Source organism: Ferrimicrobium sp. (assembly GCF_027319265.1).
Classification (GTDB): Bacteria; Actinomycetota; Acidimicrobiia; order Acidimicrobiales; family Acidimicrobiaceae; genus Ferrimicrobium.
Genome location: NZ_DAHVNP010000076.1, coordinates 100240 through 122994 on the forward strand (window position 1 = coordinate 100240; position 22755 = coordinate 122994).

At 58.3% G+C, this 22755-nt stretch carries 20 protein-coding genes; 8 read left to right on the plus strand and 12 right to left on the minus strand.

Annotation, left to right across the window (positions count from 1 at the left end; all coding sequences use genetic code 11):
• The first annotated feature begins 79 nt into the window (after positions 1–79).
• Positions 80–4747 (plus strand): NAD-glutamate dehydrogenase domain-containing protein, encoded by a 4668-nt coding sequence (locus tag M7439_RS12210; RefSeq protein ID WP_298342478.1) that lies wholly within the window; start codon positions 80–82, stop codon positions 4745–4747.
• 83 nt (positions 4748–4830) lie between these two features.
• Here M7439_RS12210 and bluB read toward each other — a convergent pair whose 3' ends face one another.
• The gene (gene bluB, locus M7439_RS12215) at positions 4831–5508 is read right to left on the minus strand and encodes a 5,6-dimethylbenzimidazole synthase (protein WP_298342481.1); all 678 of its coding nucleotides are present in this window, start codon (positions 5506–5508) and stop codon (positions 4831–4833) included.
• A 164-nt stretch (positions 5509–5672) separates the two neighbouring features.
• Between bluB and M7439_RS12220 the strand changes: the two genes are divergently transcribed.
• Both M7439_RS12220 and M7439_RS12225 read left to right on the plus strand, forming a co-directional pair.
• Positions 5673–7469, plus strand: a complete 1797-nt coding sequence (locus M7439_RS12220) for an ABC transporter ATP-binding protein (RefSeq protein WP_298342484.1) — start codon at positions 5673–5675, stop codon at positions 7467–7469.
• 198 nt (positions 7470–7667) lie between these two features.
• Positions 7668–9317 (plus strand): APC family permease, encoded by a 1650-nt coding sequence (locus M7439_RS12225; RefSeq protein ID WP_298342488.1) that lies wholly within the window; start codon positions 7668–7670, stop codon positions 9315–9317.
• A 133-nt stretch (positions 9318–9450) separates the two neighbouring features.
• Here M7439_RS12225 and M7439_RS12230 read toward each other — a convergent pair whose 3' ends face one another.
• From M7439_RS12230 to M7439_RS12240, 3 genes are all read right to left on the minus strand, one after another.
• Complete coding sequence (locus tag M7439_RS12230; RefSeq protein ID WP_298342491.1) at positions 9451–10359, minus strand: PLP-dependent cysteine synthase family protein; 909 nt, start codon at positions 10357–10359, stop codon at positions 9451–9453.
• A gap of 20 nt (positions 10360–10379) precedes the next feature.
• Entirely contained in the window at positions 10380–11102 is a 723-nt protein-coding gene (locus M7439_RS12235) for a PIG-L deacetylase family protein (protein ID WP_298342493.1), read from the minus strand.
• A 238-nt stretch (positions 11103–11340) separates the two neighbouring features.
• Positions 11341–11859, minus strand: a complete 519-nt coding sequence (locus tag M7439_RS12240; protein ID WP_298342496.1) for a hypothetical protein — start codon at positions 11857–11859, stop codon at positions 11341–11343.
• Positions 11860–12018: 159 nt separating this feature from the next.
• Between M7439_RS12240 and M7439_RS12245 the strand changes: the two genes are divergently transcribed.
• From M7439_RS12245 to M7439_RS12265, 5 genes are all read left to right on the plus strand, one after another.
• The gene (locus tag M7439_RS12245; RefSeq protein ID WP_298336486.1) at positions 12019–12507 is read left to right on the plus strand and encodes a peroxiredoxin; all 489 of its coding nucleotides are present in this window, start codon (positions 12019–12021) and stop codon (positions 12505–12507) included.
• 115 nt (positions 12508–12622) lie between these two features.
• Positions 12623–13786: an acetyl-CoA C-acyltransferase gene (locus tag M7439_RS12250; RefSeq protein ID WP_298342499.1), complete on the plus strand. Its 1164-nt coding sequence runs from the start codon at positions 12623–12625 to the stop codon at positions 13784–13786.
• Positions 13787–13853: 67 nt separating this feature from the next.
• Positions 13854–14420: a histidine phosphatase family protein gene (locus M7439_RS13170; protein WP_374045756.1), complete on the plus strand. Its 567-nt coding sequence runs from the start codon at positions 13854–13856 to the stop codon at positions 14418–14420.
• Positions 14417–14914, plus strand: coding sequence for a DUF3090 family protein (locus M7439_RS12260; protein WP_298336480.1), 498 nt, complete (start codon positions 14417–14419; stop codon positions 14912–14914). The genes M7439_RS13170 and M7439_RS12260 overlap by 4 nt, the downstream gene beginning before the upstream one ends.
• Positions 14875–15597 carry a phosphatidylinositol kinase gene (locus tag M7439_RS12265; protein WP_298342504.1) on the plus strand — a complete coding sequence of 241 codons (723 nt, stop codon included), beginning with the start codon at positions 14875–14877 and terminating at the stop codon, positions 15595–15597. Before M7439_RS12260 ends, M7439_RS12265 begins: the two co-directional genes overlap by 40 nt.
• 111 nt (positions 15598–15708) lie before the next feature.
• Here M7439_RS12265 and M7439_RS12270 read toward each other — a convergent pair whose 3' ends face one another.
• The 8 genes from M7439_RS12270 to M7439_RS12305 form a co-directional block, all read right to left on the minus strand.
• Positions 15709–16032, minus strand: coding sequence for a YbjQ family protein (locus tag M7439_RS12270; protein ID WP_298342507.1), 324 nt, complete (start codon positions 16030–16032; stop codon positions 15709–15711).
• A gap of 100 nt (positions 16033–16132) precedes the next feature.
• Entirely contained in the window at positions 16133–17104 is a 972-nt protein-coding gene (locus tag M7439_RS12275; RefSeq protein WP_298342510.1) for an electron transfer flavoprotein subunit alpha/FixB family protein, read from the minus strand.
• Positions 17105–17113: 9 nt separating this feature from the next.
• On the minus strand, positions 17114–17806 hold the full coding sequence (locus tag M7439_RS12280; protein WP_298442574.1) for an electron transfer flavoprotein subunit beta/FixA family protein: 693 nt from the start codon (positions 17804–17806) through the stop codon (positions 17114–17116).
• 136 nt (positions 17807–17942) lie between these two features.
• A complete protein-coding gene (locus tag M7439_RS12285; RefSeq protein WP_298342516.1) occupies positions 17943–19391 on the minus strand; it encodes a sensor histidine kinase in 1449 nt (482 codons plus the stop codon).
• A 2-nt stretch (positions 19392–19393) separates the two neighbouring features.
• The gene (locus M7439_RS12290; protein ID WP_298342518.1) at positions 19394–20260 is read right to left on the minus strand and encodes a PHP domain-containing protein; all 867 of its coding nucleotides are present in this window, start codon (positions 20258–20260) and stop codon (positions 19394–19396) included.
• A gap of 180 nt (positions 20261–20440) precedes the next feature.
• Positions 20441–21589 carry an ArsA-related P-loop ATPase gene (locus M7439_RS12295; protein ID WP_298342521.1) on the minus strand — a complete coding sequence of 383 codons (1149 nt, stop codon included), beginning with the start codon at positions 21587–21589 and terminating at the stop codon, positions 20441–20443.
• Complete coding sequence (locus tag M7439_RS12300) at positions 21583–22509, minus strand: ArsA family ATPase (RefSeq protein ID WP_298342524.1); 927 nt, start codon at positions 22507–22509, stop codon at positions 21583–21585. The genes M7439_RS12295 and M7439_RS12300 overlap by 7 nt, the downstream gene beginning before the upstream one ends.
• Positions 22510–22512: 3 nt before the next feature.
• Entirely contained in the window at positions 22513–22746 is a 234-nt protein-coding gene (locus tag M7439_RS12305; protein ID WP_298336461.1) for a DUF3107 domain-containing protein, read from the minus strand.
• Positions 22747–22755 lie beyond the last annotated feature (9 nt).

Here is a 22755-nt window from a genome sequence, read left to right on the forward strand (position 1 = left end):
TCCAGAACTCTTGAACGTGACGATCTCAGTCTAGAACGCGCTAAATTAGAGGGAGATCTACTCGACAAAGGAGTCGAAGTTGACACTTACAACGAAGAAGCTTGGAAAAAATCCGGTCTTTAGCGGATTGAAGGAACGTCTACGAGAACTCGAATCTCAATTGGGTTCGCCTGAGAAACGCAAAGCTTTTCTCGGATTCGCTCGCTCGTTCACCGCACACATCGATCCCGAGGAAGAGACGGCCTTTTCTACCGATTTTGTCATCGCGGCCCTCACGGCCCAGCTCCATACCTTGGACACCGTTACGGCCGAGGATATGTGTGTGATGGAGATTGTCCGTGGGTCAGATGTCCTGCGCATACGCTGTCGACCTGAGGGAGTCTCTGAGCTCGAATCCGTCTTTTCGACGATGCGCGCCCCAGGCACCATGATCTCCATCGTCAGTAACGACATGGAGTTCCTTGTCGACACCTTCCTTCAGACCATCCGTGAGAAATCCGATCGGCTCACCACGATTCACCCCATCCTCGAGCGCGCCGATCTCGCCCGTTGTGGGTGCAACGTTGCCTCAGCACAGTCAACCGAGCTCGTCTCGTTTTTCGCCGCCCAGATCCCGATGACGGTGACCAAGGTTGAGGCCGAGCAACTTTTGCGCACGCTGGCCAAACGCTATCAACAACTCCACCACTTCAACAGAGACCGGGATCGTATGCTCTCTGATCTCCTTCACCTCATCGAGGAGCAGGAGTTTCCTATCAACGGCAAGACTGAGATTCCCATCAGCAGCTCTGCCTTTTCTCACTTTTTACCATTTGCCGAGATTCGACGTCCAAAGAAAGGGCAACGGCTTGACCTCGGCATTACCCGTGAGGACGTCGCCATCGATCGCCACTGGCCACGTAATATCGGCACGAACTATCACATCCAGGTGCTTCCGGCACGATCCGAGATTCTCGACTTTTCGCAGCTCCGCGCCGTCTCCTTCAAGGCGCCTGAAGGAGAGGTTGATTTTGTCGGGATTTTCCGCCCCCAACGAACTGGGTCTATTGGGCTCGCCGTCCCAGAGGTCGCTGACCGTCTCGAAACCGCCCGCAAGCGACTGAATCTCCTCCCCACAAGTCACTCCTACCGTGTCCTGCAGGACTTTGTCACCTCGCTCAACATCGACACGGTGCTGGCGTTACCGATGAACGACTTTCTTGAACTCGCGCGAGCGGGCCTCTTGGTCGAAGAGGTCTCACGCACCCAGGTCTTCTTGAGCCAAACACCGACAGGTCCGCGTCGCCTGCTCGTCTTGGTTCCAGGTGACAGAGTCGAGTTTGGCATTGAGGATCGCATCGACGACACGCTCGCGAACTTCTGTGACGGCGTCCCGAAGCAAATCGGCCGGTTCTTCTCCGAACGCCGCCTCGTCTTAGAGTACATCCTTCTTGGCTCAATGACTCCTGAGGGGCTCGACAAGCTCGCCGAAGAGCTTGACCGAATCACGACCCCGTGGAGGACAAGAATCCGCACGAAACTTCGCCAGGAGGTTGACCAAGACGTATTGCCGCGCGTACTCGGTGCCTTAGACCTGGTCGCTGAATCCGTCGAGGAGAGCTATCAACAGGAAGAAAACGACGATTTCATCATCTCCGACCTCACCGCCATCGCTGAACTCTTAGAGTCCGATCGCCGACTGTCGACGCGGCTCCTCGTCGATGTCAATGGAGAGCTACGACTCCACTTAATTCTGATAGGGAGTCGACTCTCGCTGTCGCAGATATTACCGGTCATCGAGAATTTCGGGCTGAAGGTCTCGGATGAACAGCCATACCGAGGCCGGACCGGGAACCGAGAGCTCTGGATCATCGATCTAGGTCTTGTCGTCGAAAGCGATGAGGCACTGCAACGTCTTGGCCATGGACGGGTCCGCGAACGGGTAGAGCAGTCGCTGGCTGCTATTTGGCGCGGCGATGAAGAAAACGATCAGCTCAATCAGCTTGCCATTACCGCTGAACTCAAACCAGATGAGATCGCGGTCACAAGGGCGCTAGCGAGCTACATGAGGCTCACCAACTTGGGATATTCCGAAACCTACTGCCAACAGGCTCTGGTAAATCAGCCGACGCTCGCGCGCACATTGGTGCGTCTGTTCTACACCCGCTTTGACCCCGAGATCTCCGAGCTTGACCGCGACGAGTCCAGTGAACGTTTGATCGCCTCACTGGAGGAAGAATTGAGCAATGTGAGTTCGCTCGATCAGGACAAAGTCTTGCGAGGCATGGAGGAACTCATTCGTGCGATGCTTCGCACCAACCTCTTCCAAGCAGAACGCAAAGCCGTAGCCTTCAAGATCGACCCCCGACACCTCAGCTTCCTTCCTGATCCAAAGCCACGCTACGAAATCTATCTACGGAACGAGACCACCGAGGCCGTGCACCTGCGTGGTGGACCGGTGGCACGAGGTGGTATCAGATTTTCTGACCGCATGGAGGACTTTAGGACCGAGATCTTAGGTCTCATGAAGGCGCAAACGGTGAAGAACGCGGTCATCGTGCCAGTCGGGTCCAAGGGTGGCTTTATCGTGAAAGACCTCGATCCGAAGAGTCGTAATGCCGCCAAGATCGAGCGTTCGTATCGCATCTTCATGGAGACGTTGCTCTCGCTGACCGACAACCTTGTGGCCGGCAAAATCGTTCCTCCCCAGGACACGGTATGCCACGATGGGCCTGACCACTATCTCGTCGTCGCCGCCGATAAGGGAACGGCGACCTTCTCCGATATCGCGAACGAAATCGCCGTAGCTCATGGCTACTGGCTCGGAGATGCCTTTGCCTCGGGTGGTTCTCATGGCTTTGACCACAAAGAAATGGGCATCACCGCCAAGGGCGCCTGGGTCTCGGTAGAGCATCTCTTCGACGCCGTCGGCATCGACATCGCACGGACTCCGATTCGAGTCGTAGGGGTTGGCGATCTCTCTGGTGATGTCTTTGGCAACGGGACACTACGTTCCCACCAGCTCAAGCTCATCGCAGCATTCGATCACCGCCATATCTTCCTCGACCCCGATCCAGAGCCAGAGGTCTCGTGGCAGGCACGCTCCGCCATCTTTTCACAGGGGGCTGGCACCACGTGGGAGGACTACCCTGAATCCGCCATCTCCACCGGCGGCGGTGTCTATCCGCGCAACGTCAAAGGTATCAAAATATCAGCCCAGGCCGCAGAGGCCTTTGGAATACCAGTAGCCACCTACGAGCCCAATCAGCTCATCAGGCATATCCTCCAAGCGCCGGTCGATCTCCTCTTCAACGGAGGCATCGGCACCTATGTCAAAGCCACATCGGAGGCCAATGTAGAGGTCGCCGACAAGGCAAATGATGCAGTCCGTGTCAACGGCAATGAGGTCCGTGCTCGAGTCATCGGTGAAGGCGGCAACCTCGGGATGACCCAACTCGGTCGCATCGAATACTGTCTGAGCGGCGGTCGGTGTAACACCGACTCCATCGACAACTCCGCTGGCGTCGATACCTCCGACCACGAGGTGAACATCAAGATCGCATTGGATGCGCTCGTGCATGAGGGTGCGCTCACCGTCGACCAGCGCAACGAGATACTAACCCAATGTGTCTCTGAAGTTGAGACGCAGGTGCTTGCCGATAACGTCTACCAGAACTGGGCACTCTCAGCCGCTGAGGCGCGCTACGACCATTCCTGGGGCGAGATCACCCGACTACTTGGTCATCTTGTGCAGTCCGCGGGCCTTGCTCCAGCGGTTGAACACCTACCCGATCCTTCGGTCATCGCGGCCAATCCACCGACGAGGAAGTTGACAAGGGCCGAGTTGTCCATCATCATCTCGTATGTAAAGTTGGACCTCAACCAACAACTCATGGAGAGTTCCCTGTTAGACCATCCGTTAACCGATGGCCTCTATGAGGAGTACTTCCCATTGCCGGTTCGACAGCGCATCAAACAGCTCTCGCTTCGGCACCCACTGCGGCGCGAGCTGATCGCTACCACGATCGCCAACGTCATCGTCAACCATGTCGGAGTCTTTGGTGTCCAAGCCATCGCTGCGGCCGCAAACATCTCGATCGTGAAGGCCGCCGAATACGTCTACTTGGCACTCCTGCTCACGGATGCTCGTACGACCGTGCGTCGGCTCTTGTGGTCCACTGGAACCTCTTTTGACGCACGGATGTCGGCCTATCTCGGGTTCCAGGATCTGGTTTGCACCTCTGCCCTCGAACTGCGGCTCGTCGTCGGTGAGCCAGAAGGTCTCTTCGACGCCGATAATCTCAGTTCACTGGTCGCCGATGTCAAGACGGTGGCACACCAATTAAGCCTACGCGATGACCTGCCTACGAGTTGGCAAGAGCGACGAGCTTGGATGTCCGAGTCGGAGCTCGATACCCAAGCAACCGACCTCCTTGTTCCCGGACGAGCGCTGGCGCTCTACCTCTCGCTGCTCGTCGATCAGGAACACACGGTGGACGACCTTGAGAGCTTCGCAGATCGGCTTTACCGTCTGGAGCTCGACAGTGGGATCATCAACACCCGCGAATTACTCTCCAATGTTGCTACCTCTGACCTCGCTTCGGTACTCGCACAGCAGCAGGTACAGGATCGCTTGAACAACCTCTCGCGCAGTATCTTTCTGGGGCAACCGCTCGATGCAACCATTACGGAGGCGGTGGCGCACGTCGCTGACAACCTTGAGCGAGGGGAGATGCTTCAGGCCCTCCTGGAAAGTCTGAAGTTTTAACAACCATAGTACTGTCATCGGGATCGTTGAGTGAACGGTGGCTACGCCGATGGTGCGAGCCTGCTCTTCGGAGTATCTGCGTCTCAGTCGGCCCCATCTCGGGGCACCGCAGCAAGACGTTCAGAACCTGACTGGCTGCCAAATCGATCGACATGCACGTAAGGCAACAGGGGACGTCGCGCCTGCCAATCCAGTCTTTCGAGGTCAGGCACCTGTTCAAAGTGCGTGACCGGACCAATACAGAGCCAAGCGATTGGCCGCACGCCAGCAGGGAGCCCAACAAGATCGGCGAGAAACTCCTCGCGATAGAAGGAGACCCACCCGACGCCAATCCTCTCCGCAGTTGCAGCAAGCCAAAGGTTCTCAATCGCTAGGCACACAGAGTAGAGTCCCGCATCAGCGATCGCATGGCGCCCAAGGACGTGAGGAGAGCCACGCTCTGGATCGTAGGTTACCACGATACCGAGGCTGGCATCGAGGATCCCTTCGATCTTGATTCCACGGAAACGCGCTTGCGAATCGCCGTCAAGACTCGCCGCGAAAATAGCCCGTTCATTCTCAACATGAGCATGGAAGGCCTGGCGAGTCTCGTCCGCCTCGACCAAGACAAAATCCCAGGGTTGTGACATCCCAACGCTCGGTGCGCTATGCGCTGCCGTCAAGATCCGCCCGAGCACCTTGGGATCCATCGCCTCCCCATTGAACTGCCCCCGGACGTCCCGACGCCCGAAGACTACCTCGTAGAAGCTGTCCTTGTCCATGAATATCCCTTCTTTTCACAAACCTCGCCCAAGGCTACTAGCCTTTTTGGTGTGCAGACAATCAGACGACGCCGGTGAATACGATGCGCGGCCTTCGGAACAGGACTTCAAATCCTGTATCAGCGAAGGATATCGATAGCAGGACACTCGGTCGTGCGTGGCAGGTGACTAAGGAGTTTCGCTTTGGCATCGTCGCCTACCTTGTGGCGATTCTGCTCGGCGCACTCTTTGGTTCCCTCACCCCTCTGCTCTTTAAAGACCTCATCAACAATGCCATCCCCCGAGGTTCACTGCACCTGTTGATCATCTACACGGTCATCCTCGGCGCCCTAACGCTCGCCCAGACGGGAGTCGGAGTGCTGAGCCGCTACCTTCAGTCCGTGATCGGAGAGGGGATTATTTACCGGTTGAGAATCCGTCTCTTTGAGCACATGCAAACTCTCTCCCTCAGCTTCTTCACCCATTCGCAGACCGGCTCGATCATCTCGCGGGTGAACAACGATGTCGTAGCCTCACAGCAGGTTGTTGGCACACTCGGTTCGCTGGTCTCGGACGTCGCCACCCTCGTGTTTACGCTCTTTTTCATGTTCGAACTCTCACCAGAGGTGACCGCTCTCGCATTGCTGATCGTACCCGTACTGATCCTCCTCGATCGCCTACTCGGCAAGCGTCTCACCCAGTATGCACGGGTTCAGATGCAGGCGAATGCGGAGATGACCGCCTTCGAACAGGAACGTTTCAACGTCTCTGGATCGTTACTGGTCTCATTATTCGGCAATCGGAACCGGGAATCGCAGCAATTTCGGACCCAGGCAGCCGATGTCCGAGAGGCTGGCATCCGTTTTGCACTTTTTGGACGGCTGTACTATAGCACCTTGGCACTCATGGGTGGCATCGGGACGATAGCGGTGTACGCCATCGGTGGAGACGAGGCGTTACACCATGCGCTCACGCTTGGTGCTCTGGTGGCCTTAGCACAGTACGTGACGAAGCTCTTCGCGCCCCTCACCGATCTCTCCTCGGCCCGTGTCAACCTTCTTCAGGCGCTTGTGAGCTTTGACCGGGTCTACGAGGTGCTCGACCTCACGCCCGAGGTGCAGAACCCGACCCATCCCATCCATCTTGCCCATCCAAGGGGACGCATCGTCTTCGACCATGTCAGTTTTCGCTACCCAAGCGCAACCCCGTTGGCGAGTCTTGCCAAGAACCCGACATTGACCAAGGCCGCCACTGAGGAGTATGCGCTGTCTGACATCACCATCACCCTGGCCGAAGGGACGATGACAGCGCTCGTGGGACACTCAGGCGCTGGCAAAACCACCGTGACGAACCTGATCACTCGACTCTATGACCCAATCGATGGGTCAATCACCCTCGACGGTGTTGATCTACGCCAGCTCGATCTGGAGGAGTTACGAGCACTCGTCGGTGTCGTCTCCCAGGACCCTTTTCTCTTCCATGACACCGTACGCTCTAACCTCTTGTATGCCAACATCCACGCGACCACCCAAGATCTCCTTCACGCGGTCGAAGCGAGCCAACTAGCCGAACTCATCGACCGTCTTCCCCAAGGGCTCGACACGCTGGTAGGCGAACGGGGTTATCGGCTCTCAGGTGGCGAGAAGCAACGCCTGTCGATCGCCCGAGTCCTGTTGAAGGACCCGAGAGTCGTCGTCCTCGATGAAGCCACCTCGAGCCTGGACTCCACCAACGAGGCGCTCATCCAGGGGGCAATTCAACGTACCCTGCGAGGCAGGACGTCGCTCGTCATCGCCCACCGACTCTCCACGGTTTTGGACGCCGATACGATCGTGGTCCTCGATCACGGCCGGGTCGCTGAGGTCGGTTCGCACCAGGACTTACTGAGTCAGCAAGGACTCTACGCAAGTGTCTTCGAGCGGCAGTTTCGATCCCCAGCGGCTACCGACCTACCGATGCCTACTCCTGAAAGGATCGACTAGCGCCGTTGGGTGCCGCAGCGCCTGGCATCTCGACTCCTAACCGGAGCCCACCAACCTGGAAACGTCACAAATTTAACAAAACTGTCGACCTCTCCCTTCGAATGGTACTAGGTTTAGCACAATCGAAGTCCACAATGGCTTCGAGGGCTAACGACAAGGCCAGAGACAACAAAATGGGAAGTCAGGGGGACCTACTCAATGCAAATAAACAAAACTACCGAAGGAGGGCGCTTACGACGCGAGATGTCGTATATCGACCTCAGCTTCGCTGGGCTCGGTGCGATCATCGGGTCTGGGTGGCTCTTCGGTGTGCTCTACGCAGCAAACTACGCTGGTCCAGCCGCCATCTTGGCGTGGATCATCGCAGCGATCATCGTCACCTTCATCGCGCTCGTCTACGCCGAGCTCTCTGGCATGTTGCCCGAGGCCGGTGGAATCACGAGATTTCCGCACTTCTCCCACGGTTCGCTCGTCGGCTTCATCATGAGCTGGGGTGCATTCCTGGGATACGCGGCAGTACCGGCTATCGAGGCAGAAGCGGTCGTCCAGTACGCCGAGCACTACATCACCTCGTTTCAGAACAACAAGACCTTAGACTTCGTCGTCGAGGCCATCATTCTCCTCATCTTCTACGCGATCAATATCTACGGGGTCAAGGTCTTTGCCAAGATCAATAGCGTGGTTACGTTCCTCAAGTTCATCACACCGACACTGACGATCATCGTGATTCTCTTCGTCGCAAAGCACTGGGGCAACTACACGGCGACCACGGCCCATGGATCGGGCTTCATGCCCTATGGTACCGCTGGTGTCTTCATCGCCATCTCCTCCGGAGGCATCATCTTCTCCTTGCTCGGCTTCCGGCAGGCGGTCGATATGGCTGGTGAGGCAAAGAATCCACAGCGCGACGTACCACGTGCCATCCTCACCGCGATCCTGCTTGGGGCGCTGGTCTACACCCTCGTCCAGGTGGTGTTCATCGCCGCTCTTCCACCGAACGCGATTGCCAAGGGTTGGGCTGCGTTAGCCTACACCTCACCATTCGCCCAGGTAGCGACCATCATTGGCCTGGGATGGCTTGCATCGATCCTCTACGCCGATGCCGTGCTCTCACCGTCAGGAACCGGATTGGTCTACCTCTCCTCTGGTGGACGCGTGGTGCTCGGCTCCGCTCGTAATAACTACCTCGGCAACAAGTTCCGTAGCGTCTCCGAACGTTTCGGCGTCCCAATCTGGGCCATGTCCATCACCGTGCTCTTTGCCATTATCTTCTTGCTGCCCTTCCCAAGCTGGCAGAGCCTAGTGGGGGTCATCTCCTCGGCGACTGCCTTCACTTACGTGATGGGTCCAGTCTCGCTCGCGGTCTTCCGCAAGTACCACAACGACAAGCACCGTCCCTTCCGGTTGGGTGGAGCCAAAGTCTTTGGCCTGCTAGCCTTCATCGGTGGCACCCTCATCATCTACTGGTCAGGTTGGGGAGTCGATTGGAAGCTCGTCGTCGGTATTCTCGGTGGAACCGCTATCTACCTCATCGCCTCTGCCGTGGGAGCGCCTGTCGAAAAAATCACGCGTGAGGACTGGAAGTCCGGCATCTGGTTGCCGGTCTATCTCCTCTCCATGCTCGCCATCGCCTATTTTGGTGCGGCACGGTTTGGAGCTCCATTCAACCATAACAAGGGATTCATCCACTACCCCTATGACATCGTCGTCGATATCATCGTCGCCATTGTCTTCTACACCTGGGCCGTTGCCTCGGGTCGTAACAGCGAGGACACTGAGCAGGCCTTCGCCCGGGCAGCTGAGCTCCGTCGCGGAGTCCAAAATGGTGAAGCGAGTCTCGCCGACTAGCTAATCGGGAGAAGTCCTTGGCCCGTTGGGAGACCGAGGACTTCGAGCCCACAACCGATCAAGGAGAAGAGGGCGGTGCAACAGCACCGCCCTCTTCTCATCCTCGCCACAATCACATCAATGATGGTGGACGCTACTGACCTAGGTAGTACTCGCTCAAGTACTTCTCACCCTCATCGCAGAGGACTGTGACGATCGTTCCAAACTCGGGATGGCGCTCCTTCAACCGTCTGGCCGCCACGAGATTGGCACCAGAACTCGGACCAACCAAATAACCCCGCTGCGCAAGTGCATACATCTCCGTGATGGCATCCAAACTGGTCACCGCCACCAACTCGTTCACCTCATCATGGTGGCGCGCAAAGATGCCGGGGACAAAACCATCGGCGATACCCTCGATCTTGTGGTGATGAACCTCGCCACAGAGGATTGTGCACGACTCATCGGGCTCCATGCCGACCACCCAACAGGCTGGATTGGCGGCATGCAGGCATTGCCCGACTCCGATCAAGGTACCACCCGTGCCAACACCCATGACAAAGGCGTCTGGTAGGCGTCCGTCACCGAGATCGGCAAGGATCTCAGGTCCAAAAATCTCTCGATTCTCCTCTACATTGAGCTCAGAGTCGAACTGCCCTGGGCAAAAAAACCCCGGTTGCGCTCCAAGCAGTCGCGCCTCCTCGAGTGCATTGTTGACATGAAAGTCCCCGATCTCACGGACCTGAGCTCCAAAAGCCTTAGATATCGCTACTCGCTCACTGCTAAGACCCTCTGGCATGATCACCAGCATCTTGTAGCCTTTGACCGCCGCCACCATACTGAGCGCGTTACCGGTGTTCCCGCTTGAAGCTTCGACGATGGTCATCCCGGGCTCCAACAGGCCTTGTTCCTCTGCCCGCTCGATCATGTACTTCGCGATGCGTGCCTTGATCGAGCCCGATGGATTGAGATACTCAAGCTTGGCAAAAATCCCCTCCTCTACCTGCACCAGCGGAGTCGATCCAATGTGCGCGAGAAGATCAGAACCGAGTTGTGTCACCATTGACCCCTACCCCCTTGTAATTACGCAGTCTTTACCAGAAAGAATAGCTCCGCCAAGCGCCCCTCCGCGAGACCCGCGGTGGCAGCACCCATGGCGAGCCAGCCTCGAACCATCGTACGCATCCCCTCGGGATCGGGTAGCTGACTCTTGTGTTGTTCAATTGCCTCAAGCTTGGCATCGAAGGTATCGGTCACATCCACGTAGTGCGTCGGGTCAGGGTACGCCATCAGCGCCACATCGAGCACCGTATGCGCCTCAAGGCCCTGTTCTAAGAGGTCACGATGGGTAAAAGGGTTACGAGCATCCGGATAGACCGCGCAGAGCGCCGCTTCACCAGCCGCGAGATGGTCGGGGTGTGATGAACCGATGCGAGCAAAATTGCGCGTCGGAGATTGGCAGAGCACCCGTTCGGGCCGAAACTGTCGGATCATCGCGGTGATGTCGTGTCGCAACGGCATCGACACCTCGAGCGATCCATCGTGATAGCCGAGAAATTCAACCGTGTCGACGCCGACCACCTTCGCGGCAGCCCGCTGTTCACGTCGACGAATCGCAGGTATCTCCGAACGAGCGATACTCGGATCGAAACCGCCCGCATCACCGTCGGTGACGATACAGTAGGCGATCTCCGTACCTTGTTTGCGCCATGCCGCAATCGTACCAGCGATACCGAAATCGACGTCGTCTGGGTGAGCGGTAATGACCAAAACCGACTTTACCGGCTCGAGTGGCGTTAGGGACATAGATAACCTCCGTTTGTTCTCCCTCTAGCCTACCTCCAGGGTGGAGACTCCCCTGATCGAGGTAGGCTCCCCACAGAGCCCCCGACGAAGGCACTTGCTGGTGTGGAAGAAAAAAGTAGACGCGCCCGCGCGAGGTCAGCTACTCACCATCACGCCTGTTACGCGGTGAACAGACTCCCGACACCCATGCAGCTCGCGCGGCCGCCTGCCGTCATCGTGTCACGCCCTCGATACGCACTCATCTGTTGCGCAACGCAAGCGCATACTCGTAGGATCTGATCAGCCTTGGCACTCTTCCTCTCGCGACCCCCGGAGAGGTGCGGCGCAACTGATGCCACCGCCATAGCGCCCAAAGACAGGAGAACGACAAGCCCATGAGCGGGCCGACGATCGCTAGCGTTCGGTCGCCATTGGATCCAGACACTACCAGCATGAGGCCTAGCATTTCGACCCCAAGGACGACCATCATCACCGGCTGCATTCGCCGCAAAGACTCCAGTCGCATCTTCTCCGCGAGGAGAAAGGTCGTCGGCACTTCATCGATCGTCAACCCTGGCTGCGGCAGCGGTGCTGCATCGAGAACACCCTGGCGATGCAGTTGCTTCACCGTTTTGCGCCATCGACGTTGTTGAGCGGGGGGATACTCGCGCAAAACTTGGGCATAGCTCGTTCTCTTACGACGATTATCGATGCCCAGGATCACAGCGACGGCGAGCCCCACCATCACCATGCCGCTGATCCAGGAGACGAAGACCATGCCCGCGAGTATAACAGATTCTGACGAACGATGGACCAAGTACGGCTCCGAGCATCGCGGCCGGTCCACATGGCTCATCTCGGTCACCAGATTGCGGGACGCATCACCACACCCGGTCCCCGACTACCGGAGTGGCTCGATATGCGCTAGCCTGGAGGAATGACCGACTCCGTGAGACTTGCCTCGGGCGACAAGGCACCGTCATTTTGTCTACCAAACCAGTACTCAACACAGCGATGCCTTGAGTCACTCGCTGGCAAGGTCAGTATCGTCTACTTCTACCCCAAGGACATGACGCCCGGATGTACCCTTGAGGCAACCGACCTCAATGAGATGGGTGATCGGCTGAGGGAGCTCAACATTGAGCTCGTCGGCATCTCTCCCGACACCGTCGAGAGTCACTTGAACTTTGCTGAACGCTTTCATCTGGGGTTCGATCTTCTCTCTGACCCCAGCAAGGGTGTCATGGCCGCTTGGGGTGCCTACGGAGAAAAGATGAACTACGGTCGCAAAGTCGTTGGCGTCATTCGATCCACCTTCATCCTCAACCCAGATCTCACGATCGCTCATGCCCTCTATGCGGTCAAGGCCACCGGGCATGCCACACGCATCCTGCGCCTCTGCGAGGCGATGGCCCCATCACGCTAGCTCCACGACGCCGATGACGATGACTACGACAGTCACGCTTTGCTACATTGGGGTCACTTTGGAGGTAGCTACCTAGCTTTGTACGTCAAAGAAATTACACAAAGGAGAATCGAAAATGTCCGAAGCCGTCATTGTTGCCGCTGTGCGTACCCCTATTGGCCGGGCCTTTAAAGGTTCGTTGATCAACGAACGACCCGATGACCTCTCGGGTCTCGTGATCGCCGAGCTGATGCGGAGACTGCCATCACTTGATCCGAGTCGCGTCGACGACGTGATCTGGGGCGCCGCTCTCCAGCACGGGGAACAGAGCATGAACCTCGGGCGCAACGTCGCCGGGCTTGGAGGTCTCCCTGAGAGCGTGCCAGGAACCACCGTCAACCGTTTCTGTGCCTCCTCGCTCCAGGCGATCCGAATGGCCTTCCATGCGATCAAAGCCGGGGAGGGAGACGTTTTTGTCGCCGGCGGTGTCGAGAGCACGACCCGGTGTTCACTCAAAGGGTTCGATCCCGAGGACATGAACCCGCGCTTTACCGATACGACCCGCGCCGACTACATCGACGAGATGTACATCCCCATGGGCCTCACCGCCGAGAACGTTGCAAAGCAGTTTGGAGTCACTCGCGAGGCGATGGATGCGTACGCAAAGCTCTCTCAGGATCGCGCGAGTGCCGCCATCAACTCCGGCTTTTTCGCAAGAGAGATCCTGCCAGTCACGCGAGCGGATCAGAGCGTGATCAGCCAGGACGATGGCCCTCGTCCGAATACCACCATCGAAAAACTCGCCGAACTCAAGCCCGTCTTCTTGCCAGAGGGAACCGTCACTGCGGGCAACTCGTGTCCTCTCAACGACGGTGCCGCCGGCGTGGTGGTGATGTCAGACCGACTCGCCAATGAGCTCGGGCTCACTCCGCTTGCTCGCATCGTTGGGAGTGCGGTAACCGGAATCGCACCAGAGATCATGGGCGTTGGGCCTATCGAGGCGATCAAAAAAGTCCTCGCGCTCACCGGTCTCACCATCGAGCAGATGGACATCGTCGAATTGAACGAGGCCTTCGCCGCTCAGGTGCTACCGGTGGCGCGCGAGACCCACATCTCGATTGAGGATCAACTCAATCCACACGGTGGGGCGATCGCGCTAGGTCACCCATTCGGCATGACCGGTGCTCGCATCATGACGACCCTGCTGAATGGTCTCGCCAGCACGAAGGGCCGCTATGGCCTTGAGACCATGTGCGTTGGGGGCGGGCAGGGCATGGCAATGATCGTCGAAAGGCTCTAGGAACCTGGCTACCACCCCCACTCGACTCATTCTGGTCCGCCACGGCACCACTCCGACCACCGGCAAAATCCTCCCCGGCAGGGCCGAGGGTCTCCACCTATCCACACATGGCCTCCAACAGGCCAACGCGGTCAGCGAGCAACTCGGCCCAAGGTACGGGGCGGTTGATGTCGTTCTCGCATCACCACTCGAACGAGCTCGCGAGACGGCGGAACCACTGATCAGACACCTCGACCAACCACTCGTCGTCGAGGAACGGCTGATCGAATGTGACTTCGGCGAGTGGACGGGAGCGACGTTGACCAAACTCTACCGCAAACCCGCCTGGCGTGACCTCATGGCTCAAGCTGGGAACTTTCGCTTCCCCGGCGGCGAGTCTATCCGGGAGGTCCTCGACCGTATGCTCGATCTCGTGAACGAGATTCGCCGCCAGCACAGCGGAGAGACCGTGGTTGGATTCACCCATGCCGATCCCATCAAGATCCTTGCCACCGAAGCTCTGGGCATGCATCTCGACCAGATGCATCGCATCTCCGTCGCTACCGCATCGATGACGGTCATTGTTATCGGGGAGTCGGGCATAAACTTGGACTCTCTCAACACCGGAGTGATGATTGGAGGAGCACCAGTTTGAGCGAATTGATCGATTTTGGTTCAGTGACCCACTTCACGGTGGGAACCCAAGGTGAGCCCGGCCATCGCGTCTTCCTCCTGCAGGTCGGCTCGGGCCTCTTTCTGCTAACAGTCAAGGTCGAGAAGACGCAGGTACTCGCGCTCGTTCAAGGGCTCACTACCGCGCTGGAGGAGCTCTCGCGTCCCCACGAACTCAGTGGTGACCAGTCACTCCTTGGCGACCTGACCCCAGCGTGGGCCGTCGGTTCCATCGAGATCGAGGTCGATGCAACCACCGAGCTGATCGAGATCGAGCTCCAAGAGCTCGCCGCCGAAGGCGCCGAGTCCGCGTCGGCACGTTTCATCATCACCCGAGAACAAGCGGCACAGTTCGCGATCACCGCCACCAGGCTGGTGGAGCAGGGACGCCCACCATGTCCACTGTGCGGTTACCCACTCGATCCACAAGGACACGCATGCCCGAGAACCAACGGCCACCGAGCTCCGAGCCTCTAGCAACCGAAGCAGAACTCACAACCGGCGAGGTAACCATCCTCGGAAGAATCGAGGCGAGTTCGAATGGAGCGCTCCTCGTCGAACTCGAGAGCGGCCACCTTGGGGTCTACAAACCTGCATCCCTAGAGCGACCGCTGTGGGACTTCACCGCTGGGCTTTTTCGACGAGAACGAGCGAGTTATGTGCTCGCTCGCCAGCTCGGGCTCGATTTCATTCCACCGATCGTCATCCGCGATGACCTTCCACTCGGGAGAGGATCGCTGCAGAGTTTCATCGATGCCGACTTTGACCTGCACTACTTTGAGCTCTACGACGAGCCTGACCTGCGTGATCGGTTCATCGAGGTCGCCGCCTTTGACCTCGTCGCTAACAACGCTGATCGCAAGGCCGGCCATCTTCTACTCGATCAAGGTCGACACCTCTGGGGCATCGACAACGCCCTCTGTTTCCACGCCGAGCCAAAGCTGCGGACGGTGATTTGGGAGTTTGGTGGCGCTCCAATCCCCCAGGAACTACTCGACGCCATGACCCATACAGCAGACGATTTGAACCCCGAGTTCACCCAGCTGCTCAGCCAGCGCGAGCGAAGAACGCTGGTGCATCGGCTGCGCGTGGTGGCATCGATGCGCGCACTCATCGATCTCGACGTCGACGAACGGCCCTACCCATGGCCGCTGATCTGAAAGCAGCCACTGGTCTGAAAGCGGTGAGGTCATTTCATGAGCGATCCCATCCATCGACCCCTCCGAACGACGCGGGCATCATCTCACCGGCGCCGGACCGGCAGGTTTCGGTTACCCCACCGGCGTTGCGACGACGGCCGTGCCGTAGGCGCAGATCTCCGTCCAATCACCACCCATCTCCGAGGTATCGAATCGGAAGGCAACCACAGCATTCGCTCCGAGTTCTGTAGCCCTTTCCTGCATCCGCTCAATAACCTGCGCTCGTGAGTCCTCAAGGTTCTTTGTCATGCCTTTGAGTTCACCACCAAACATTGCCTTGAGTCCCGCGCCAGCCTGGGAAAAGGCATTCCTCGATCGGACAGTCAGACCAAAAACTGGTCCAACCACCCGATCGATACGATAGCCGGGCAGCTCACACGTGGTCGATACGATCATCACAACTCCTTGTCTTCGTTGCTGTTGCGATCCTATCATCATTTCACCGACTCTGTCGGACACGCTCTTCGAAAACTCCGATGGCGGCCGATCTTCTGTGTTAGGCGCCAACCCTTTGGCGAATCGCTTCGATCAGTCGCGGCAACAACTTCTGCGCATCACCGACCACGCCAAGATCGGCGATCTGGAGGATAGGAGCGTCCTTATCCTTGTTGATAGCGATGATGTTTTTTGCCCCCTTCATGCCGACCATATGCTGGGTCGCGCCTGAGATACCGATGGCAAGATAGAGGTTGGGCTTCACCGTCTTGCCGGTCTGTCCTACCTGATAGGCATAGGGAACCCAGCCCGCGTCCACGATCGCACGAGAGGCTCCAGTCGCTCCATGCAACAATCCCGCTAGCTCCTCCACGTAGCGGTAGTTCTCCGCGCTTCCAAGCCCTCTACCACCGGAGACCACTACCTCGGCTTCGTCCAGCTTCGGTCCCTGTCGCTCCTCCACATGGCTCGACACGATCACGGCTCGGTCTGCCTGGGTATTCGAGCTGACCGATCCATCGGTGACGGCTGGATTAGCTGGCACCGCAGCTGCCTCGCTGGCGATACTCTTGGGGCGAATCGCTAGCAACTGGACCGGAGCAGTGATCTTCGATGAGACCACCTTTTCACCACCGAAGACCAGGTTATCTGCGACGATAGCACCATCGACCTCCCGGACCATCACCGCGTTCGTGAGCACCGGAGCGTCGAGCAGGACCGAAAGCCGGGCGAGGACGTCTCGTCCCGTGTACGATTGAGCGACCAAAACCGCCTGGGCGCCCACGCTGCTGACCACCTCACGCATCGCATCAGCGACAGGGACGCCAGGCAGATGCGAGTCGGTGGATCCAAGTGAGATGATCGCGGTGACCCCGTAGAATCCAAGCGTCGTTGCAGCCTCCTGGCTGTCGACGTCATAGATGACCGCCGTCACCTGCTCAGACAGGCTCCGGGCCAAGGTAGCGAGCTCAAGAGCAACCGGCGCTACTGCCCCTCCTTGGGGCTCAGCGAGAATCACGCAGTTTGTTAACATTTCTTCTCCTTAGAGTACTTTGATCTGAGCAAGGTAATTGATAATCTCGGTCTCAGCGGACCCGTCGTCCTCGACAATTTGGCCAGCAGCACGAGCCTCTGCGTCTTCGACAGCCACGACCTGTTCGCGGATCTCGACCGAGAGGCCCAAATCAGCGAGTGTGAGCTGCTCAACGGGCTTTGACTTAGCACTCATAATTCCCTTAAAGGATGGGTACCGGGGTTCGACAACCCCTGCCGTCACACTCACCACCGCAGGAAGATCTGCCTCCACCACGTCGTAACCATCTTCGGTCTGGCGCTGGATCGATACCGTCGTCCCTCGTAACTCGATCTGCTTAGCAAAGGTCAACGCTGGCCATTCGAGGAGAGCAGCGATCTGAGCGGGAACTGTACCCGTATACCCATCCGTCGACTCAGTCGCCGCAATCACCAGATCGGCACCGACGCGCTGCGCCGCCGAAGCGAGCACCTTCGCCGTCGTCAACGCATCCGCACCCGCAAGTGCTGGGTCGCTGATCACGACGGCACTCGTCGCTCCCATGGCGAGCCCGGTCCTGACCCCTTGGACCTCCTGATTGGGTGCCATTGAGACCAGGATCACCTCCGCACCTCCAGCCGCCTCCGCGAGGCGCAATGCAATCTCAACGCCATAGGCGTCAGAATCGTCCAAAATTGCCTTGGCACCCCGAGTCAGGCGCATCGAAGCCGGATCGATCCTCTGTGGCTCCGACGGATCGGAAATCTGCTTAACGCACACCACAACTTTCATGCGTGTACCTACCCTTCTGCAACGCTTACAACGTACTAGCCTATCGCTCGTTTGCAGATTGGTGGAATCAGGAACGGGAGTTTGTCAGCACCGGTATGCGAAGACGAACGAGCGCACCACCCCGCCGTGAATGATCAAAGGTGATCGTACCATCAAGCTGGGTCGTGACAAGGTCACGCACAATGGCGAGGCCGAGCGACTTTGCGCTCGCTGCAACGAGATCCTCCGGGAAACCGACGCCATCATCACTGATCTCCACCCACAGATCCTTTGGGTGCCGTTCGAGGACTACCCGAACGTTGAGTGCCTTGCGGTCGTCGCCATAGCCATGCTCAAGCGAGTTCTGAATCAACTCCGCGAGCACGATCGCCAACGGCGTTACTCGCTGAGCATCGATCCGTTCGGCAGAACCCTCCAGGACCACATCGAGTTCTCGCCCTGGCAACTTCGACTCACGCGCGAGCCGAATCAGCGCCTCAATCACCTCATCGATCTCCACCTCTTCGGAGATGTCTCGCGAGAGAAACTCATGCACCACAGCAATGGACCGGATGCGGCGTTCTGCCTCGCCGAGCGCCGTCTTAGCCTCACTATTGGAGAGGCGTCGAGCCTGAAGACTGAGGAGGCTCGAGATGGTCTGCAGGTTATTCTTCACGCGGTGATGCACTTCGCGAATCGTCGCATCCTTGGAGGCCAGAAGGCGATCCCGTTGACGGAGGTCGGTCACATCGCGCAATAGCAGTACATACCCATTCCCGACGTCACCACGATACAGCGGGAGACAGTAGAAGGTGACCGTCACCCCGCGCGACTTTTCAACCTCCTCAAAGACTGGCGCTCCAAGTATGTCGGCGCGCTGCAGCGCCTGAATACGGAGCCCTAGTTCCTCAAGATTCATTCCTACCCGTACACTTGGACACCCGAGCCGGTGCAGCGCGCTCAGCGCGTTCGGTGAAAGAAACCGAATCCGTTCATGGGCATCGAGCACGCACACCCCGTCACCAACCCGGGGGGCCTCCTCGACCTCGCTCGGCGGGTAGGGGAAACGGCCATTGATCAACATCGCCATGAACTGATCGAACAGGCTCAGGTAGGTCGATTCCAACTCTCCTGGGTTGCGATGTCGCTCGCTGAGTTGGTCGCGGATCATCACGCCGAAGACCTCGCCATCCTGGAGCAGGGGGATGAACCAGGAGGTGATGTGACGTCCGCTTCGAGGATCGGAACGCGTCTCATGAACGATCTCCCCTCGGTGAAAGCAGCGATAGATTGGCGATCCTTCGGTGAGGTCAAACTGCATCCCGATCAAATCCCCAGGATGTGCCGTCTGGGAGGTGGCAGGACGCACCTGAGAGACGATGGTGTAGCGCGAGCGCCGACCCTCTTGGTTTTCGATGGGAAGTGCAATGCTCAGATCGCTGAAACCAAGATCAGCAAGGAACCCCCAAAAGCGCAAGAGCTCGCCGAGATAGGTACGCCGCGAGTCGATCAGCGAGGCTGCATCCCTCTCCAGCATGGCTAGAGCGCTACCTCGGTGCCCACTCGACCCTCAAAACGGCGTAACGTCGTCACCCCATGGGCCACCAACAGCTCTTTGATCTCAGGTGCACGATCAGCGACGTCACCAAGACCGTGGGCATCTGATGCAGTGGTGAGCGGCACCTCGAGCTCAAGAAACCGTCGCAGCAGCCCGGGAGCGGGATAGAACTCTCTTACCGGTTTGCGCATACCCGCCGAGGAGACCTCCGCGGCTACCCCCGCCGTGGCCGCCGCCTCAGCCATGCGGTCGAAGTACTCCTGGGGCACCTTTGGTCGGTGACCAGCCACCTTCACGAGATCAGGATGCGCGAGTACATCCACGGTATGGGTCGCCGCCAGTTCCTCGAGTGCTCGTGTATAGGCCGCCCAAGCCGGTTCCACACCTACGCGCTCCCACTCCGCCATCACCACTGGGTCATCGATATGATCGAAGGGCCAGGTCTCAATCCAGTGGACGGAGCCGAGCAAGACATCAAAGGGGTATCCGAGCAACATCGCCTGTACCCGGTGCATCGCCTCGGGATAGTAGTCCACCTCAAGACCCATCACGACAGGGAGGCCCGCAGCCTTCGCCTCCAGCGCAACAGCGACGTATTGGTCGAGATCGGCAGTAGCATTTTGCTCCCAGTACTGCTCCATGAGATCACGCATCGGGCTCTCGGGATAGCGTCGGAAGTAGCCAGACAGAATCGAACGCGCCTGCGAGAAGCGGTAAAAATGCTCCGTCACCGCGATCTCCGACACTCCCTGCGCGGCCGCATGTTCACAGTACGCCGCCAGCTCTTCGAGTACGACCGGCTTATCTTTGGAGCCATGAGACCAGAGATGGAGATGGTAGTCGATCATGCGTCCAGCCTAGCTCCCGGCCTGTAGCCATCACTGACTCCCGTGGCGAAACCACTGAGATACTATCTCTTCGAAGGGACTCCGACCACCCAGCGGTCGCGCGCTGGCGTACCTTCAGCACACACAACCCACTGATCACGATCCGACAACGGAGGCGATGGTCCGCTTCAAGAAGGTACTTCAGCCACCCGCTGAATCAACCACCGTCGTCGAACGGACCAGTTCCGCCAACGCAATGGGTGAATCTAACGCCAGCTCCGAGATCGGAACTTCGAAAAGATCGATACCCACATCCTGGAGGGCATCAACGAGTTCACGAGCACGGGCATTGGTGAGTTGCTGGTGCGTGAAGGCCAATTCGGAGGTCGCACGAAGAATGGCACCGGCCACCACCGGCTTCTCCTCAAAACGAGCCGCCAAGACGCCAGGTGCCTCCTGCTCGAGCCACGCGCGCGCCTGTTCCGCTTGCGGGGTAAAAAGCCGTCCAGGCAGAGAGCGATTCACGATGAAGGCGAGTGCATGCAAATGACGAGTTTCGAGTGCCCGAAGGAGGCGGTGCGCCTCATCGACTGAAGGGCCGTAAGGAGATGCGATCGCAATAAACCCGGTTGTCGGCGAGGTCAGGAGCTCCGAAAATGACCTGCTCTGTTCCACCAATCCAGGGCCGAGTTTGGCAAAATCCGCGAAGAAATCCGTCAGATCCGTCAAGAAAGCGGAACCGAGCACCATGTCAGCAACGATATAGAAGGGGCGGGTGGCGGCAGAGAAGAGACGCGTCCTCCTCGGGAGGGTCAAGAGCGCGAGCAGTGGAGAGGAGAAAAACTCACGGAGTCGCGCCGGTGCATCCAAGAAATCAAGGGCATTACGCGACGGAGGAGTGTCGACGAAGACAAGATCATAGCGATCATCCGCGGTGAGCGCAGCGAGTACCTGCACGGCGGCATAGTCATACGAGCCGATGAACTTCGCTGAGAGGTTGTGATAGATGGGACTCGCTAGGATCCTCTCCGATGTTGCGTGGTCCGGGGAGAACTGATGTACAAGATCGTCCCAAGCGCTCTTCATATCGACTGAGGCAGCCCACAACCTTCCCTTGGGAGCGAGTCCCGGCAGTTCAACCTCACGAGGCGCATTGGCAAGAGCTGCCACCCCAAGGGTGCCAGCCAGCCGCTTCGCTGGGTCGACGGTCACGACCAAGACATTGAGTTCTTGCTCAAGCGCAGCGGTGATCGCTAGCGACGCCGCGAGGGTCGTCTTGCCGACGCCACCGCTCCCAACGACAAAAACCCGCTCCCTGGTCATCAAGCTCTCAAGGAGCCTTGTCACCATAGCTCCACCTCGAGCACCTCAGCGACCTCGTCGACGAGCTCACGTGTCTCGAGCGCTCCAAAGTACTCTCCTACGGTTGCCACCCGTAACGACGGCCCCAATTGATCGACGAAGACTCGGAGGTTACGATCATGCCGATCGCTGATTCTCGCAAAAAGGTCAGAGGCGGCGAGCACCTCATTCAGGCCAGCGATCGAGTCGCCGAAGGTGCGGATCGCCTCGACTACCTCAGTTTCGACACCCGCCATCGGACCGACAAATCGCCGATTGACGACGGCACCTTCAAGACGCACCGGCGTCTCAGCTCGCAACCGTCCAGCGAGATCGAGCGCCTCTTCGATCGGGGTCTCCTCCGGCGTGGCCACCAGCAGCGCCACCGAACGTTCTGGGTCAGCCAAAATCTCCAGCATCCACTCGGTCTGATTCTTCACGAGTCCAAGCTGGATCAGTTGACCAACGTCACCGGCCACCCCGAGCTGCGAGATAACGTGTCCGCTGGCAGGAGGGTCAACGACGATCAGATCGTAGGTATCCTGTCGTACCTCATAGCAGAGTTTCCCGATCACCAGAATCTCACGCACCCCAGGAGCCGCTGTGGAGACGAAGTCAAAGATCTTGCCGAGTCCGGGAAACTTTGAGATGAACGGCACCTTGACGTAGATACGTAGATATTCTGCCAAGGCGGCTTCGGTATCCATCTCCATGACCCAAAGATTCTCTGCGGCGCGCTGTGGCGTGAACGAGGTCTCGGTCAGGCCCAACATCGATCCAACGTCGCCCTTGCCATCCACCTCAACGATCAACACCCTCAGGCCTCGGCGTGCGCCTAAGGACCCAAGCGCGGCCGCGATGGTGCTCTTGCCAACACCACCCTTGCCGGTCACGAAGATCAATCTCTTATGAAGCAACTCCTCAATCATGCGCTAGGCGCTAAAGCCAACCTTGCGCTGTTCCTTGTTTGGACCAACCTCGATAAAGAGGATCTTGTTGACCGGTACCCCGACCTTCTTGCCCTTACGGTCCGTCAACCACCAGAGTGACTCGCTCCCCGACTGCGCCTTCGCGAACTCCTCGATCACCTTGGCCTGGTCGGTTCCATCGTCCATCTCTAATTCAATCTCACGCATGGCATCACCGAGCCCAATACGAATCTCCACTAGTACCTC

What these genes read in the sequence shown, in the direction of transcription:
- M7439_RS12285 (WP_298342516.1), bottom strand. Translation starts at nt 19,391, where the DNA reads ATGCTGGAGAGGGATGCAGCCTCGCTGATCGACTCGCGGCGTACCTAT.
- M7439_RS12300 (WP_298342524.1), bottom strand. Translation starts at nt 22,509, where the DNA reads ATGATTGAGGAGTTGCTTCATAAGAGATTGATCTTCGTGACCGGCAAG.
- M7439_RS12230 (WP_298342491.1), bottom strand. Translation starts at nt 10,359, where the DNA reads ATGGTGACACAACTCGGTTCTGATCTTCTCGCGCACATTGGATCGACT.
- M7439_RS12235 (WP_298342493.1), bottom strand. Translation starts at nt 11,102, where the DNA reads ATGTCCCTAACGCCACTCGAGCCGGTAAAGTCGGTTTTGGTCATTACC.
- M7439_RS12240 (WP_298342496.1), bottom strand. Translation starts at nt 11,859, where the DNA reads ATGGTCTTCGTCTCCTGGATCAGCGGCATGGTGATGGTGGGGCTCGCC.
- bluB (WP_298342481.1), bottom strand. Translation starts at nt 5,508, where the DNA reads ATGGACAAGGACAGCTTCTACGAGGTAGTCTTCGGGCGTCGGGACGTC.
- M7439_RS12275 (WP_298342510.1), bottom strand. Translation starts at nt 17,104, where the DNA reads ATGTTAACAAACTGCGTGATTCTCGCTGAGCCCCAAGGAGGGGCAGTA.
- M7439_RS12225 (WP_298342488.1), top strand. Translation starts at nt 7,668, where the DNA reads ATGCAAATAAACAAAACTACCGAAGGAGGGCGCTTACGACGCGAGATG.
- M7439_RS12245 (WP_298336486.1), top strand. Translation starts at nt 12,019, where the DNA reads ATGACCGACTCCGTGAGACTTGCCTCGGGCGACAAGGCACCGTCATTT.
- M7439_RS12290 (WP_298342518.1), bottom strand. Translation starts at nt 20,260, where the DNA reads ATGATCGACTACCATCTCCATCTCTGGTCTCATGGCTCCAAAGATAAG.
- M7439_RS12280 (WP_298442574.1), bottom strand. Translation starts at nt 17,806, where the DNA reads ATGCGCCTGACTCGGGGTGCCAAGGCAATTTTGGACGATTCTGACGCC.
- M7439_RS12270 (WP_298342507.1), bottom strand. Translation starts at nt 16,032, where the DNA reads ATGATCGTATCGACCACGTGTGAGCTGCCCGGCTATCGTATCGATCGG.
- M7439_RS12250 (WP_298342499.1), top strand. Translation starts at nt 12,623, where the DNA reads ATGTCCGAAGCCGTCATTGTTGCCGCTGTGCGTACCCCTATTGGCCGG.
- M7439_RS12265 (WP_298342504.1), top strand. Translation starts at nt 14,875, where the DNA reads ATGCCCGAGAACCAACGGCCACCGAGCTCCGAGCCTCTAGCAACCGAA.
- M7439_RS12295 (WP_298342521.1), bottom strand. Translation starts at nt 21,589, where the DNA reads ATGGTGACAAGGCTCCTTGAGAGCTTGATGACCAGGGAGCGGGTTTTT.